Raw genomic sequence first — 14489 nt, forward strand, 5'->3', positions numbered from 1 at the left:
CTGACGGCCCGTGGTACCGACCCGCCGTCAGGCGGCCCGCGCCACGGTCAGGCGGCCTCCGCGCGCCGGCCGCGGCCTCAGCCCCGCTCGGGTGCCCGCTCCCACAGGTGCACCGTACGGGCCTGGCCGGTGACGGTCGCCCAGGTGCCGTCGCCGAGCGGGTGCGGGGGGCCGGACACCGGGAAGGGGTAGGCGACCCGGCCGGCCGGCCGCAGCGGTTCGGCGGCCAGCAGCCAGTGCCGCGCCCCGCCGTACTCCTCGTCGTCCTTCTGCTCGCTCTCCGAGGTGCCGGCGATCACCGTCTCCTCGTCCAGGAAGCCGCCGTAGTAGTCCCAGCGCAGGTCCGTCGCCGCGGCCGGGCCGGTGTCCCCGGGGCGGGACGGGACGGCGTCCGTGGCGTCCAGCTCGGACCGGGCCTCCTGCTCCCCGGCCCGGTGCACGGCCAGGGTCTCCTGGTAGTGGGTGACCGTCAGCATCCGCTCGCCCGACGGGCTGACGGCGAGCAGGACCCGCTCGCGGCCGAGGTTCCCGACGGTCAGGGTGTCCCCGTCCCACCGCCCCCAGCGCAGCGGAACGCCGTCCTGGCCCTCGCCGACGCTCAGCCCCATCTGCCGCGGGTCCGGGTGCGGAACATGCTCCGAACCCGCCGCGATGGTGCCGGTCTGCGCCCGGGCCAGGACCCGGCCGTCGGCGGCGTCCAGGACCAGCCATTCCTCCTCGTCGTCGTCCGCGTCGGCGGTGGGGCGGACGTGCGCCCACACCACCGACCCGTCGGCGGAGAAGACCGCAGACCCCTTGGACGCGTACGGGTGGCTTCCGGCGCCCAGGTACTGCGCGGCCTCCTCGTGCAGGTCGGGGCAGCCGTCCTCCCAGCACGCGTGCCGGACCTCCCACCGCGTGGCGCCGGCCGGGTCCACGGCGCGCAGCGCGTGCACCCCGGCGAACAGCGCCAGCCCGAGGCCGGGTGCGAGCGCGACGGTGCCGTAGCGCCGGGGCCAGGGCGCCGGGAAGCGTACGGCCCGGTCCGGCTGCCGGAGGTCCACCGCGACCAGTTCGGTGTCGCCGCGCTGCACCAGCACCGGCCGGCCGCCGAGGACGACCACGGCCGGATCGGCGGCGTCCCCCGGCGGCAGCGGGGCGTCGAGGGCGGCGACCGGACGGGCTTCGATCATCGGCGGCTTCTCCTGCGCGGGTAACGGCCCGGGCGGCGCCGGGGACGGCCGCCGACACCGGGGTGGGTGACGGTGCGACACCGTAACCCACCCCTGTGACACCGCGCCCGGCCGCCCGGGTCAGCAGATCCGCGGCAGCTGTTCGCCGATCGGCAGGTCCACCACCCGGGTGCCGCCGAGGCCGGTCCGGGCCACCACCATGCCGTGGTGCTCGTCGACGCACTCGCCGATCACCGCCGCCCCGACGCCCTGCGGGTGGGCCCGCATCGCTTCCAGCACCGCGTCCGCGCTCTCCCGGGGCACGAAGGCGACCAGCTTGCCCTCGTTGGCGACGTAGAACGGGTCCAGGCCGAGGATCGCGCAGGCGTTGGCCACCAACTGCGGTACCGGAACGGCGCGTTCCCTGATCACCACGCCGGTCCCGGCCGCGGCGGCGATCTCGTTGAGCGAGGCGGCGAGCCCGCCGCGGGTGGGGTCGCGCAGCACGTGCAGGTCGGGTTCGACCGCCAGCATGGCCTGGACCAGCCCGGCCAGCGGCGCGCTGTCGCTGCGCACGTCCGCGCCGAACTCCAGCCCCTCGCGCACGCTCATCACCGCGACGCCGTGCACCCCGATCTCGCCGCTGACGATCACCACGTCGCCGGGCCGGGCCCGCTGCGGCCGGAGGTCGACCCCGTCCGGGATCAGGCCGATCCCGGCCGTGTTGAGGTAGATGCCGTCGCCGTGGCCGGACTCGACCACCTTGGTGTCACCGGTGGCGATCTCCACCCCGGCGGCCCGTGCGGCGGCCCCGACCGCCTGGGCGACCCGGGCCACCACCGAGGTCTCCACCCCTTCCTCCAGGATGAACCCGCAGGACAGGTAGGCCGGCCGGGCACCCGCCATGGCCAGGTCGTTGACGGTGCCGTTGACCGCGAGGTCGCCGATGCTGCCGCCGGGGAAGAACAGCGGCCGCACCACGTACGAGTCGGTGGAGAACGCCAGCCGTGCCCCGCCGAGCGTCACCGTGGCCGCGTCACCGCCCTGCTCCAGCACCGGGCCGCCGTACGCGGGGGCGAACACGTGCTGGACCAGTTCCGCGGACAGCACCCCGCCGCCGCCGTGCCCGAGGACGATCCGCGGCTGGTCGCGCAGCGGCAGCGGACAGCTCCAGCCGTCGAAGTCCGGCGCGGGCGCGGCCGTGCTCTCGACATCTGTCAGCTCAGCCAACGGAACTCACCTCCCGGCTGCCGACCGCGGCCGAGCCGCCGGCGGCGGCCGGGGCGCCGGTGCCGAGCCGCCGGTAGAGGTAGTACGCGGCGCAGGCGCCCTCGCTGGAGACCATGGTCGCCCCGAGCGGGGTGCGCGGTGTGCAGACGGTCCCGAAGGCGCCGCACTCGTGCGGCTTCAGCAGCCCCTGCAGCACCTCCCCGCTGCGGCACTCCGCCGGTTCGACGGTGGTGATCCCGCCCACCGAGAACCGCCGCTCCGCGTCGAACTCGCGGTACTTCTCCGATAGTTGCCAGCCACTACCGGGGATGGTGCCGATACCGCGCCAGGCCCGGTCGGTGACCTCGAAGACGTCCTCGATCATCGCCCGGGCGGCCGGGTTGCCCTCCTCCCGCACCGCCCGCGGGTACGCGTTCTCCACCTTCGCCTCGCCGCGCTCCAACTGCCGTACGGCCAGCCGGACCCCCTCCAGGATGTCCAGCGGCTCGAAGCCGGTCACCACGATCGGCACCCGGTAGCGTTCGGCCAGCTCCGGGTACTCCGCGGTGCCCATCACCGAGCAGACGTGCCCGGCGGCCAGGAAGCCCTGCACCCGGCAGGTCGGCGACTCCATCAGCGCCATGATCGCCGGGGGCACCCGTACGTGCGAGACGAGCAGGCTGAAGTTGCGGATGCCGAGCCGGCTCGCCTGGTGGACCGTCATGGCGTTGGGGGGCGCGGTGGTCTCGAAGCCGATCCCGAAGAAGACCACCTGCCGCTGCGGGTTGTCCTGGGCGATCCGCAGCGCGTCCAGCGGCGAGTACACCACCCGGACGTCACCGCCGGCGCTCTTGACCTGGAACAGGTCCCGGTCACTGCCCGGCACCCGCAGCATGTCCCCGAACGAGCAGAAGATCACCCCGGGCCGGGCGGCGATCTCCAGCGCCTTGTCGATCACCTCCAGCGGGGTGACGCACACCGGGCAGCCCGGCCCGTGGATCAACTCGATCTCCTCGGGCAGCAGTTGGTCGAGCCCGTGCCGGATGATGCTGTGCGTCTGGCCGCCGCAGACCTCCATCAGCGCCCACGGCCGGGTGACCGTGGCCCGGATGTCCGCCAGCAGCCGCTGCGCCAGCGCCGGATCCTGGAACTCCTCGAGATACCTCACCGCTGCTCCTCCCCGCCGGCCGCCGCCTCGGCCGCCGACACCCATGGGTCACCGAACTCCTCCTGCAGCGCGCCGATCTCGGCGAACAGCTCCAGGGTCCGCAGCGCCGACTCCTCGTCCAGCTTCTGCAGGGCGAAGCCGACGTGCACGATGGCGTACTCGCCGACCTCCAGGTCGGGCAGGTACTCCAGGCAGACGTCCTTGACCACGCCGCCGAAGTCCACCACCGCCATCCGGGTACCGTCGCGCTCCTCGATCTCCAACACCTTGCCGGGCACCGCCAGGCACATGGCTCTCTCCTCGCCTCGTCGTACGGTCACCGCGCGCGGGCCGCCGCCACCATCAGCTGGCCCAGTGCCAGCCCGCCGTCGTTGGGCGGGACCAGCCGGTGGCGCAGCACGCCGAACCCGGCCGCCCGCAGCGCGGCACAACTCGTCTCCGACAGCACGGTGTTGGCGAACACCCCGCCGGTCAGCGCCACCGTGGTCAGGGCGTGCCGCTCGCGCGCCGCCGTGCACAGCCGCAGCACCAGACCGGCCACGGCCGCATGGAAGCGGGCCGCCACCACCCCGGCGTCCTCGCCGCGCAGCACGTCCTCGACGGCCGCCGCGATCACCGGCGCCGCCTCGCCCACCAGTTCGCCGTCGACCCCGCCGCCGCCCGGCCGGATCCCGAACCCGTAGCTGCCGCAGCCGTCGTGGCCGAGCGCCGCGGCCTCCAGTTCCACCGCGGCCTGGGCCTCGTACCCGGCCAGCTGGCAGATCCCGGTGATCGATGCCACCGCGTCGAACAGCCGGCCCATCCCGGAGCTCGGCACGCAGTTCAGTCCGCGCTCCAACTGCACTCTCAGCGCTGCCAGTTCGTCGGGCGGGCAGGCCGCGACGCAGGGCAGTGCCGGATCCCACGGCAGCCCGGCCGCCCACAGCCGGGCGAGCGCGGTGCGGTACGGGCGGCGCACCGCCGCGTCGCCGCCGGGCAGCGGGGCGTAGCAGAGCCGCCCGAAGCGCAGGAAGTCCCGGTACCCGGCCAGCAGCACCTCGCCGCCCCACACCGCGCCGTCCTCGCCGTAGCCGGTGCCGTCGAAGGCGACGCCGATCACCCGGTCCGCCGGGCCGAGTCCGTGCTCGGCCATCGCGGCGGCGATGTGGGCGTGGTGGTGCTGCACCTCGGCGACCGGCCGTCCGGCGGCGTTGCGCCGGGCCCAGCCGCCGGAGCGGTAGCCGGGGTGCCGGTCGGCGGCGAGCAGCCCGGGACGCACCCCGGTGACGGCCTCCAGGTGCCGTTCGGCGCGGTCGAAGGCGCGCAGTGTGGAGAGGTCGTCCATGTCGCCGATGTGCGCGGACGGCCAGGCCCGCTCGCCCTCGCCGAGGCAGCAGGTGTTCTTGAGGTCCCCGCCGACCGCGAGCGTGGCGGGGACGGTCATCGGCAGCGGGACCGGCCGCGGCACGTACCCGCGGGAGCGGCGCAGCAGCAGCGGCCCGCCGTCGCAGATCCGGACCACCGAGTCGTCGCAGGGCACCTCGATCGGCCGGTCGTGGGTCAGCCAGGCGTCGGTGAGCGGCGCCAGCCGCTCGAGGGCGTCGGCGTCGTCGGTGACGATCGATTCGCCGGACCGGTTGCCGCTGGTGAGGACCAGGACGGTCGGCCCGGGCGGGTCGCCGGGCAGGCCGAACAGCAGGTGGTGCAGCGGGGTGTAGGGGAGCATCACGCCGAGGTCGGGGCTGCGCGGCGCGACCTGTTCGGCGAGCGCGGCGCCTTCCGCCCGGCGCCGGAGCAGCACGATGGGCCGCTCGCGGCCGGTCAGCAGGGCGTGTTCGGCCGGGCCGGTGTGCACCAGTGCCGCGAGGTCGGCCGTGGCGCGGGCCATCAGGGCGAACGGCTTGTCGCCGCGGGCCTTGCGGCGGCGCAGCGTCGCGACGGCGGCCGGGTCGGCGGCGTCGCAGGCCAGGTGGTAGCCGCCGATGCCCTTGACCGCGACGATCGCGCCCTCGGCGAGCAGCGCGCGGGCGGCGTCGACGGCGTCGCCGCCGGCGGCCTCGCGGGCGCCGCGCAGGCGCAGCACCGGTCCGCAGTCGTGGCAGGCCACGGTCTGGGCGTGGAAGCGCCGGTCGGCCGGGTCGGTGTACTCGGACCGGCAGGCGGCGCACATCGGGAACCGGCCCATGGTGGTCTGGTCCCGGTCGTACGGCAGTCCGGTGACGATGGTGAAGCGCGGGCCGCAGTGCGTGCAGCTGATGAAGGGGTGCCGGTGGCGCCGGTCGGCGGGGTCGGTGAGTTCGGCCAGGCAGGCGTCGCAGGTGGCGACGTCCGGCGGGACCAGGGTGCGCTGCGGGCCGTCGGCGACCGAGGCGAGGATCCGGAAGCCGGGGTGTCCGGTGGCCGGGGCGGGCCGGTGGGCGACCGACTCGACGTCGGCGAGCGGCGGTGCGTCGGCGGCGATCCGGGCGCAGAACTCGGCGACCGCCCCGGCGCTGCCCTCGACCTCGGCGAGGACGCCCTCGCCGGTGTTGGTGACGTGTCCGGCCAGTCCGAGCCCGACCGCGAGGCCGTGGACGAACGGCCGGAAGCCGACGCCCTGGACGGTGCCGCGGACCGTCACCTGCCGGCGTTCCACCGCCGGTGCGGCGGCCGGGCCGCCGGTCACCGGAGCGGCGCGGAGTGCTGGTGCTCGTGGCCCGCGCCGTGGTGCGCCGGGCCGTCGTGGTGGTGGTGCCCGGCGTCGGGGTCACCGTCGCCGCCGTGCCGGTGCGGGGCCGGGCGGGCCATCACCGGCCGGTGCACGGGGCCGCCCTCGAGGGCGGCCACCGCCCGCTCCAGCAGGGTGCCGACGCCGAGTCCGTCGCGGGCGGAGGTGAGCACCACCTCGACGCCGGGGTTGACCCGGACCACGTTGGCCCGGAAGGCGGCCTCGTCGAAGGCGGCGGCCGCCGCGAGGTCGGTCTTGGTCACCACGACCAGGTTGGCCAGCCCGTACGCGGCCGGGTACTTGAGCGGCTTGTCCTCGCCCTCGGTGACGGAGGCCAGTACCACCCGCAGCGTCTCGCCGAGGTCGTAGCCGGCCGGGCAGACCAGGTTCCCGACGTTCTCCACGAACAGCAGCCGGGTGCCGTCCGGCAGCCAGCCGTCCAGCTGGGCGCGCATCATGTGCGCCTCCAGGTGGCACAGGCCGTCGGTGAGCACCTGCTTGACCGGGACGCCCGAGCGGGCCAGCCGGGCGGCGTCGTGCTCGGTCGCGAGGTCCGCGGTGAGCGCGGCGACCGCCAGCCCGCGCTCGCGGGCCAGGGTCAGTTCGCGCTCCAGCAGTTCGGTCTTTCCGCTGCCGGGGCTGGAGAGCAGGTTGACGACCACCGTCCCGCGGGCCGTCAGCTCCTCGCGCAGCGCCAGCGCGCACTCGTCGTTGCGGGCGAGCACGGACTGCTTCAGCTCCACCACACGGCACACGGGCTCACAGCTCCTCGGCTCGGGGAACGCGGATGTCGCCGCCGGACCAGTGCACGGCGGTGATCTGGAGTTCGCGGCCGGACACCAGCTCGGTGCCGGTGCCGCTGCCGCAGGTCGGGCAGACCAGGTCGGGCGGCATGCCGGGGGCCCAGCCGGTACCGCACGGGCCGCACTCGGCGAGCGCGGGGACCGGCTCGATCCGCAGTTCGGCGCCGGCCAGGACGGTGCCCTCGCAGACCAGGTCGAAGCCGAACCGCAGCGCGTCGGGCACCACCCCGGCCAACTCGCCGACCTGGAGGTTGACCTGGTGCGCGGTCGAGCCGGCCCGGGCCTCGCTGCTGGCCTCGACCTGGTCGACGATCGCCTGCGCGATCGACATCTCGTGCATCGGCTCTCTCCGCCCGTCGGGCCCGTGTCCGCCGCCTGGTGCCGCGGGCGGGAGCCCGGCGACGTGGACCATTACAGGCCCGGTGCCCGGCGCGGCCCTCGCGCCGCGCCGGGCACCGGGCCCGGGCTACTCCGTTTGCCCCAGCGGGGCGCGCCTCACATCTGCTGGATCCGCAGATAGCGCTTGATGTCCGGCAGGGTCAGCTTGACGACGGCGACCACGGCGGCCAGCGCCGCCGCACGGATCAGGAACTTGCTCATGGTCGGGCATTCCTCTCTCATCGGGTTCCCAGCGCGGCCGCCGTCCGGCCGGCCTCCTCCACCAGGCCGAGCACGACGTGGACGGCCTCGTCGACGGAGGCCTCGACCACCGGGCTGAGCCCCATCCCCTCGTCCAGGGACTGCGGCTCGCACCCGACCACCAGCACCTTCTCGGGCCCGCTGCGGCCGAGTCCGGAGGTGAGCGTGCCGAGGACGGCGAGCACCGCGTCCGGGGTCATCCGGTGCCCGTCCATGACGGCGGGCCGCTCCTCCGGCTCCGGCAGCCGGGCCTCGATCAGGTAGACCGTGCCGGGCTCGCAGCCGCGGGCGGTGGCGTCCACCAGCACCACCGTGCGGTAGCCCTCCAGCAGCTGGTAGGCGAGGTGGACGCCGCGGACGCCGGTGTCCACCAGTTCCACGTGGTCGGGCAGGGCCAGCGCGGACAGCCGCCGGACCACCTCGACGCCGAAGCCGTCGTCGCCGAGGAAGATGTTCCCCACCCCGGCGACCAGCACCCGGCCCTTCGGTACGGCTGCGCTCACGGTGCCACCTCCGGGGCGGGGGCGACCTCGTCCGGCTGGAAGTACAGGAACCGGCCCTGTTCGCGCCACAGGTCGGCGCCGGGGTCGCCCTCCACCGTGACGGCGAGGTGCACGGTGCCGTCGACGTCGTGCAGGACGGCCTCGACCAGCGCGGTGTGGCCCTGGAGGAAGAGGTCCTGGGCGTCGGTGCGGCGCCGTCCGGGCCGCAGCACCACCCGGCTGCCGGCGCCGACGTGCTGTCCGTCGATCAGGACGCGGTCGGTGCCGGGGTCGACCGACCGGTCGCCGCCCGGGTCCCACCAGGGCGTGTCGGGGCCGGCGCCGTCACCGGTGACATCGCGCAGCGCGCGGACGGCGCCGTGCAGCCGGTCCATCACCTCGGGCGGCAGCGAGTCGGCCAGGTCGATCACCGCGCCGGCCCGCTCGTCGGTGCCGCGGGCCTCGCGCTTCTCCTCGTCGGTCAGCGCGGCGGTGCGCAGGGCGAGGATCTCGTCGATCTCGGTGGCGTCGTAGAAGCCGCCCGGGCTCTCGGGTGCGATCGCCGGGTGGTCCTCCAGGATGATCGGCGAGGAGAGCACCACGTCCGCCCGCCCGTCCGCACCCGCCAGCACCGGCCAGGTCCGCAGGTTGCGGCACTCGGCGACGGCGCCCGCGGCCCACTGCGGCGGGTCGGTCATCGACAGGAACGACCCGCTGTCGAGGCCCAGCAGCAGGTGGGCGGCGACCAGCGACCTGGGCAGCGCCGCCTCGCGGTCGGCCGAACCGGCGGCCGGCTCCCAGGCGCTGGTGTTGAGCACCTCGGCGGTGAGCCGCAGCAGCGGGTAGGGGCCCGGCAGGTCGACGGCCGCCAGCCGCAGCGCCCCCTCCAGCCGCTCCCGGCGCCGGCTGAGCCGTCCCACCGGGCGGCCGTCCGCCGACACCAGCTCGGTCTCGGTCGCGGCCGGCCGGTTGAACGGCACGGTGACGCCCTCGCCCAGCAGCTCGGAGACCGGGAAGGACAGCCGGACCCGCTCCTCGACGCCCTCGTCCCAGGGCACCAGCACCCGGTCGGGCAGCTCCAGCGCGGCGACGGTCGGCGTGGAACCGTCCGGCCGCAGCTCCTGGACGGTGCGCCGCACCGCGTGCAGGAACCGCAGCTCGACGGTGAGCCGCGCGCCCGCCTTGGGCTCCAGCAGCAGCTCGGTGCGCTGCCAGGAGTGCTCGCCGCCGACGTCCTCGAAGGCCGGCGGCACCAGGACGCCGAACTGCCAGCGCAGCCGGTTCTTGGCCGCCGACGCCCGGTACGGGTACAGCACGTACCCCTCGAACAGCACGGCGTCCGCGATCCGCCGCGCCACCTCGAACGGCGCGGAGTCCACCTCGGCGGTGGCGGTCACAGCACACTCCCTTCGACGACGGGGACGGCCTGCGCGGCCAGCAGCGACCGGACGGTCGCCTCCCACGACGGCAGCGCGTTGCGGGAGCGGTAGGCCAGCAGCGCCGCCAGGTCCTCGCGCGGCAGCCGGATCCAGCCGCAGCCCGGGAAGTGCTGGTCGACCATCTCCCGCCAGACCTCGGCGGGCAGGCCGCACCTGGCCTCCCGGTCCCAGGGCACCGGCTCGACCCGAAAGCCGCCCTCGCCGGTGAACGCGGTGCCGGAGAACAGCATCAGCAGCGGAGCCTCGCCGCCGGCCAGCGCGTCGAAGTAGCGGGTCGCCGCGAGGTCGAGGTCGTAGCTGCACGGCACAGCCAGCTCGGCCTCCGTCTCCCCGGTGAAACCCGGCACGGTCAGCGAGACCTGCGCGAACTGCACCGGGTTGAGCGAGCTGCCCCAGCGGGCCGGCTCGCCGAACAGGTCCGCCAGCGCGGCCTGCTCCCCGGCCTCGTAGCGCCGCCGGGCGGGTTCGATCCGCAGCTGGCAGCGCAGCGCCAGGGCGTGCACCCGGGCACCCTCGGACGCGGTGATCCGCAGCCGGAACACCAGGGTCGGCCCGGCCGCGTACGGGTCGGCCCGCACCCCGGTGCAGCTGAAACCCAGTTCGGTCACACCGGCTCCTCGGTCCGTACGGCCCGGGCGCGGGCCCGGACGCTGTCGAAGAAGGCGGCGAGCTCGGCCCGCGCCTCGGCCCCGCCGTCGAAGCCCTGCCAGGTCAGCCGCATCCGGCCGACCAGCTCGTAGCAGACGTCGACCGGTACCAGGAAGCACTCGCTGCGCTCCTCGGAGCGGTGCACCAGCAGGGCCTCGACGTCCGGCTGCAGCAGTGCCGCCAGCGGGCTGGAGCCCAGGACGGCCTGCCAGGCCGCCGGGTCGAGCTCGCTCTCGGTGGCCCCCGCGGGGCTGGGGTAGAGCGCCACCAGCCGGTCCAGCTCCGCGTTGCGGAAGAAGAACGCGGTGCCGACCGGGATCTGCAGCCGTTCCCAGGCCGCCGCGTCCAGCGCGTGGCCCGGGTCGGACAGGTACCGGTCGGGGACCGCCCGGTAGCCGCCCCGCCCCGCGCCCGGCTGTTCGAACAGCAGGGCGCAGGGCACGCAGGCGCAGGTCAGGGTCCGGCTCGCGGTGCGGACCAGGTGCCGGTGACGCTCCGCCAGCACGGCGGTGCACAGCTCGCAGCGCTCGGGCTGCGGCGGTGCGGGCGCCCGGAAGCGACGCAGTCCGCGGGCGGGCGCGCTCACCGGGCCTCCGCGGGCTGCAGTCCCGGCCGGAGCCCGATCTGCAGCAGGGCGGGCTCCTTGGGCCCGGCCGGTTCCAGCTCGACGGCGGTCACCTCCGGCGCGAACACCGCGACCAGCTCGGCCACCGCCGCCCGGCCGTCGTCCGCGCCGCCCGAACACCCGCAGCCGGAGCCGGAGTTCTCCACCCGGACCCGCAGCACACCGGAGGCGGGGTCGAAGGAGGCCAGCGCCGCCCCGGGCACCTGCCGCACCGCCCGTTCGAGCCGCCCGACGGTGTCCTCGGGGTGCAGGTCGTGCAGGACCAGCAGCCCCGCGACCAGCTGATCGTCCAGCAGCTCCGCCAGCGGCCCTGCGGCCGGCCGGTCGGGGTCGTGCGCGCCCGCCGACAGCAGTTCCACCGCCCGGGCCAGGCCCGCGCCGTAGAAGTCCATCAGCACCCGTACCAGCTCCTCGGCGGCGGCCGCCGCCTTCGGGTCGCCGTCGGCGGCGAGCCGGTCGAGGATCTCCTCGACCCGCCGCCCGGCCGCCTCCCCGGTCGGCGCGCTCACCCGGTCATCCCGCTCAGGCCGGTCGGCACGTGCATCTTCTGCAGCGACTTGCCGTCGCCCAGGTACATGTGCACACCGCAGGGCAGACACGGGTCGAAGCTGCGCACCGCCCGCATGATGTCGATGCCCTTGAAGTTCTCCGGGGAGTTCTCCTCGAAGATCGGGGTGTTCTGCACCGCGTCCTCGTACGGCCCGGGGGTGCCGTAGCTGTCCCGGACGCTGGCGTTCCACGGGGTCGGCGGGTACGGGTGGTAGTTGGCGATCTTGCCGTCGCGGATCACCATGTGGTGCGAGAGGACGCCGCGCACCGCCTCGGTGAAGCCGCAGCCGATCGACTCGTCCGGCACCTCGAACTTCTCCCAGGTCTGGGTGCGCCCGGCGCGGACCTCGGCCAGCGCCTTCTCGGCGAAGTGCAGCGCGGCGGCCGCGGCGTAGGCCTGGAAGTAGGTGCGGGCCCGGTTGCGCTCCAGCGCGTTGGACCACTTCGGGATCTTCCACTCGAAGGTGGTCTCCGGCTTGGTCAGGGTCCGCGGCAGGTTGATCACCACGCTGTGCCCGGTCGCCTTGATGTAGCCGATGTCGACCAGGCCGGACAGCGCGGTCGACCACAGCCGGGCGATCGGGCCGCCGCCGGTGTCCAGCGCCAGGTGGTCCTTGCCGTCGAACCAGCGCGGCGACATCACCCAGCTGTACTTGTCGTCGAAGTTGCGCTTCTGCGGCTGCGGGATGGTGTGCTGGTTCCACGGGTGGCGCGGGTCGACCGGGTTGCCGAGCGGGTCGTGGGTGACGAACTGCTCCTTGCCCTCCCAGTCCTGGTAGTACGAGGAGCCGAGCAGGATCCGGATGCCCAGGTTGATCTGGGTGAGGTCGTTGGTGACCAGCTTGCCGTCGACCACCACGCCCGGGGTGACGAACATCCGCCGGCCCCAGTCCGTCATGTTGCGGTACGTGAAGTCGCAGTGGTCGGGGTCGTTGAGCGAACCCCAGCAGCCGAGCAGGATCCGGCGGCGGCCGACCTCCTCGTAGCCCGGCAGCGCCTCGTAGAAGAAGTCGAACAGGTCGTCGTGGAGCGGCACCACCCGCTTCATGAACTCGACGTAGCGCATCAGCCGGCTCAGGTAGTCGGTGAACAGCTGCACCGTGGCCACCGTGCCGACGCCGCCCGGGTAGAGCGTGGAGGGGTGCACGTGGCGGCCCTCCATCAGGCAGAACATCTCCCGGGTGTAGCGGGAGACTTGGAGCGCCTCGCGGTAGAACTCGCCCTCGATCGGGTTGAGCGAGCGCATGATGTCGGCGATGGTCTTGTAGCCGTGCTCGGCGGCGTGCGGCGCCTCGGTGCGCTCGGCCTTCTCCAGCACCCCGGGGTTGGTCTCGCGGACCATCTTCTCGCAGTAGTCGACCCCGACCAGGTTCTCCTGGAAGATGTTGTGGTCGAACATGTACTCGGCGGCCTCGCCGAGGTTGATGATCCACTCGCCCAGGTGCGGCGGCTTCACGCCGTACGCCATGTTCTGCGCGTACACCGAGCAGGTGGCGTGGTTGTCGCCGCAGATGCCGCAGATCCGGCTGGTGATGAAGTGCGCGTCGCGCGGGTCCTTGCCGCGCATGAACACGCTGTAGCCGCGGAAGACCGACGAGGTGCTGTAGCACTCGGCGACCTTCTTCTGCTTGAAGTCGATCTTGGTGTGGATGCCGAGGCTGCCCACGATCCGGGTGATCGGGTCCCAGCTCATCTCCACCAGGCCGTCGTTGCCGCCCGGCCGCGGGGCTGTTGTCGTCATGGCGTGTGTCGTGCCCTTCTGAAGGTCTGCGGAGGGGTCTGCGGACCGCCCGCGGGTCTGCGGAGGTCCGCGCAGAGTTCTGCGGGGAGCGGGCCGGCCGACCGGAGCGGGGCCGCGGCCGCCGCAGCGGGCGGGCGCGGCCCCGGACCGGCCGGCCGGCGGTCACCAGGGCGGCTTGTAGCCCGTCGCGAGCTTGCGGCCGGTGTGCCGCCACTTGGGTTCCCGGTCCACGGAGTGTGCGGTGATCGAGCGCAGCCGGCGGATCACCGAGCCGTACGCGGCGCTCGCGGAGCTGGACACCTTGGCGCCCGGCGGCTCGTCCATGAACGGCATGAACTTGTCCGGGAAGCCGGGCATGGTGCAGGCGATGCAGATGCCGCCCACGTTCGGACAGCCGCCCACACCGTTGATCCAGCCGCGCTTGGGGACGTTGCACTTCACCACCGGGCCCCAGCAGCCGATCCGCACCAGGCACTCCGGCGTGCCGTACTCCGAGGCGAACTGCCCCTGCTCGTAGTAGCCGGCCCGGTCGCAGCCCTCGTGCACGGTCGCGCCGAACAGCCAGGTCGGGCGGAGCTTGTCGTCCAGCGGGATCATCGGCGCGGCGCCGGCCAGCTGGTGGAGCAGGTAGACCAGCGTCTCGGAGAAGTTGTCCGGCTGGATCGGGCAGCCCGGCACGCAGACGATCGGCAGCCCGGCCTTGGACTTCCAGTCCCAGCCCAGGTAGTCGGGCAGGCCCATCGCGCCGGTCGGGTTGCCCGCCATCGCGTGGATGCCGCCGTACGTCGCGCAGGTGCCGATCGCGATCACCCCGGTGGCCTTGGGGGCGAGCCGGTCCACCCACTCGCTGGTGGTGATCGGCTGGCCGGTCTCCGGGTCGTCGCCGAAACCGCACCAGTAGCCCTCGGCCTTGATGGACTCGTTCGGGATGGACCCCTCGACCACCAGGACGAAGGGCTCCAGCTCGCCGCGGTCGGCCTTGAAGAACCACTCCACGAAGTTGTCCGCGCCCTGCACCGGACCGCACTCGAAGTCGATCAGCGGCCAGTGGACGGCGATCTTCGGCAGGCCGGGCAGCACGCCGAGGACGATCTCCTCGATGGAGGGCTGGGTCGCCGCGGTGAGCGAGACGGAGTCACCGTCACAGCTCAGGCCCGCGTTGATCCAGAGGATGTGGACCACCGGCTCCTCGTCCCCGGCGGGCGGGCCGGTGGATCGGGATGTCGCCTCGGTGGTCGTCGGTGTCGAAGCCATGGGACGCCTCCTCCTCGCGAAGGCACGACAAGACCGACAAATCGGTCTCTTGGCATCTTCCTACCAACGCCCTCCCCGGACCGGGAGGTCGATAC

At 74.2% G+C, this 14489-nt stretch carries 14 protein-coding genes; all 14 read right to left on the minus strand.

Translation table 11 applies throughout. From position 1 onward, the window contains the following. Positions 1-77 precede the first annotated feature (77 nt). Positions 78-1172 carry a hypothetical protein gene (locus tag AB0D08_RS07490; protein ID WP_359886837.1) on the minus strand — a complete coding sequence of 365 codons (1095 nt, stop codon included), beginning with the start codon at positions 1170-1172 and terminating at the stop codon, positions 78-80. Positions 1173-1292: 120 nt separating this feature from the next. After that, a complete protein-coding gene (gene hypE / locus AB0D08_RS07495; RefSeq protein ID WP_033820036.1) occupies positions 1293-2372 on the minus strand; it encodes a hydrogenase expression/formation protein HypE in 1080 nt (359 codons plus the stop codon). A gap of 1 nt (position 2373) precedes the next feature. After that, positions 2374-3528, minus strand: a complete 1155-nt coding sequence (gene hypD, locus AB0D08_RS07500; RefSeq protein ID WP_359886840.1) for a hydrogenase formation protein HypD — start codon at positions 3526-3528, stop codon at positions 2374-2376. Then, positions 3525-3818 carry a HypC/HybG/HupF family hydrogenase formation chaperone gene (locus AB0D08_RS07505; protein ID WP_033820014.1) on the minus strand — a complete coding sequence of 98 codons (294 nt, stop codon included), beginning with the start codon at positions 3816-3818 and terminating at the stop codon, positions 3525-3527. The genes hypD and AB0D08_RS07505 overlap by 4 nt, the downstream gene beginning before the upstream one ends. A gap of 26 nt (positions 3819-3844) precedes the next feature. Beyond that, positions 3845-6172, minus strand: coding sequence for a carbamoyltransferase HypF (hypF, locus tag AB0D08_RS07510; RefSeq protein WP_033820015.1), 2328 nt, complete (start codon positions 6170-6172; stop codon positions 3845-3847). After that, on the minus strand, positions 6169-6969 hold the full coding sequence (hypB, locus tag AB0D08_RS07515) for a hydrogenase nickel incorporation protein HypB (RefSeq protein WP_359886844.1): 801 nt from the start codon (positions 6967-6969) through the stop codon (positions 6169-6171). The genes hypF and hypB overlap by 4 nt, the downstream gene beginning before the upstream one ends. Before the next feature lie 4 nt (positions 6970-6973). After that, entirely contained in the window at positions 6974-7357 is a 384-nt protein-coding gene (gene hypA, locus AB0D08_RS07520; RefSeq protein WP_033820017.1) for a hydrogenase maturation nickel metallochaperone HypA, read from the minus strand. 277 nt (positions 7358-7634) lie between these two features. Next, positions 7635-8159, minus strand: a complete 525-nt coding sequence (locus AB0D08_RS07525; RefSeq protein WP_359886847.1) for a hydrogenase maturation protease — start codon at positions 8157-8159, stop codon at positions 7635-7637. Beyond that, positions 8156-9535 carry a hypothetical protein gene (locus AB0D08_RS07530; RefSeq protein WP_033820019.1) on the minus strand — a complete coding sequence of 460 codons (1380 nt, stop codon included), beginning with the start codon at positions 9533-9535 and terminating at the stop codon, positions 8156-8158. Before AB0D08_RS07530 ends, AB0D08_RS07525 begins: the two co-directional genes overlap by 4 nt. Continuing rightward, on the minus strand, positions 9532-10185 hold the full coding sequence (locus AB0D08_RS07535) for a DUF6084 family protein (protein ID WP_033820020.1): 654 nt from the start codon (positions 10183-10185) through the stop codon (positions 9532-9534). Before AB0D08_RS07535 ends, AB0D08_RS07530 begins: the two co-directional genes overlap by 4 nt. Beyond that, positions 10182-10811, minus strand: a complete 630-nt coding sequence (locus AB0D08_RS07540; protein ID WP_033820021.1) for a DUF5947 family protein — start codon at positions 10809-10811, stop codon at positions 10182-10184. Before AB0D08_RS07540 ends, AB0D08_RS07535 begins: the two co-directional genes overlap by 4 nt. Then, positions 10808-11359, minus strand: coding sequence for a hypothetical protein (locus AB0D08_RS07545; protein ID WP_359886852.1), 552 nt, complete (start codon positions 11357-11359; stop codon positions 10808-10810). Before AB0D08_RS07545 ends, AB0D08_RS07540 begins: the two co-directional genes overlap by 4 nt. Next, a complete protein-coding gene (locus tag AB0D08_RS07550) occupies positions 11356-13140 on the minus strand; it encodes a nickel-dependent hydrogenase large subunit (protein WP_033820023.1) in 1785 nt (594 codons plus the stop codon). Before AB0D08_RS07550 ends, AB0D08_RS07545 begins: the two co-directional genes overlap by 4 nt. A 162-nt stretch (positions 13141-13302) precedes the next feature. Then, a complete protein-coding gene (locus AB0D08_RS07555) occupies positions 13303-14394 on the minus strand; it encodes a hydrogenase expression protein HypE (protein ID WP_033820024.1) in 1092 nt (363 codons plus the stop codon). Between the last annotated feature and the right edge of the window lie 95 nt (positions 14395-14489).

This window comes from Kitasatospora sp. NPDC048540, from assembly GCF_040651175.1.
Taxonomy (GTDB): domain Bacteria; phylum Actinomycetota; class Actinomycetes; order Streptomycetales; family Streptomycetaceae; genus Kitasatospora.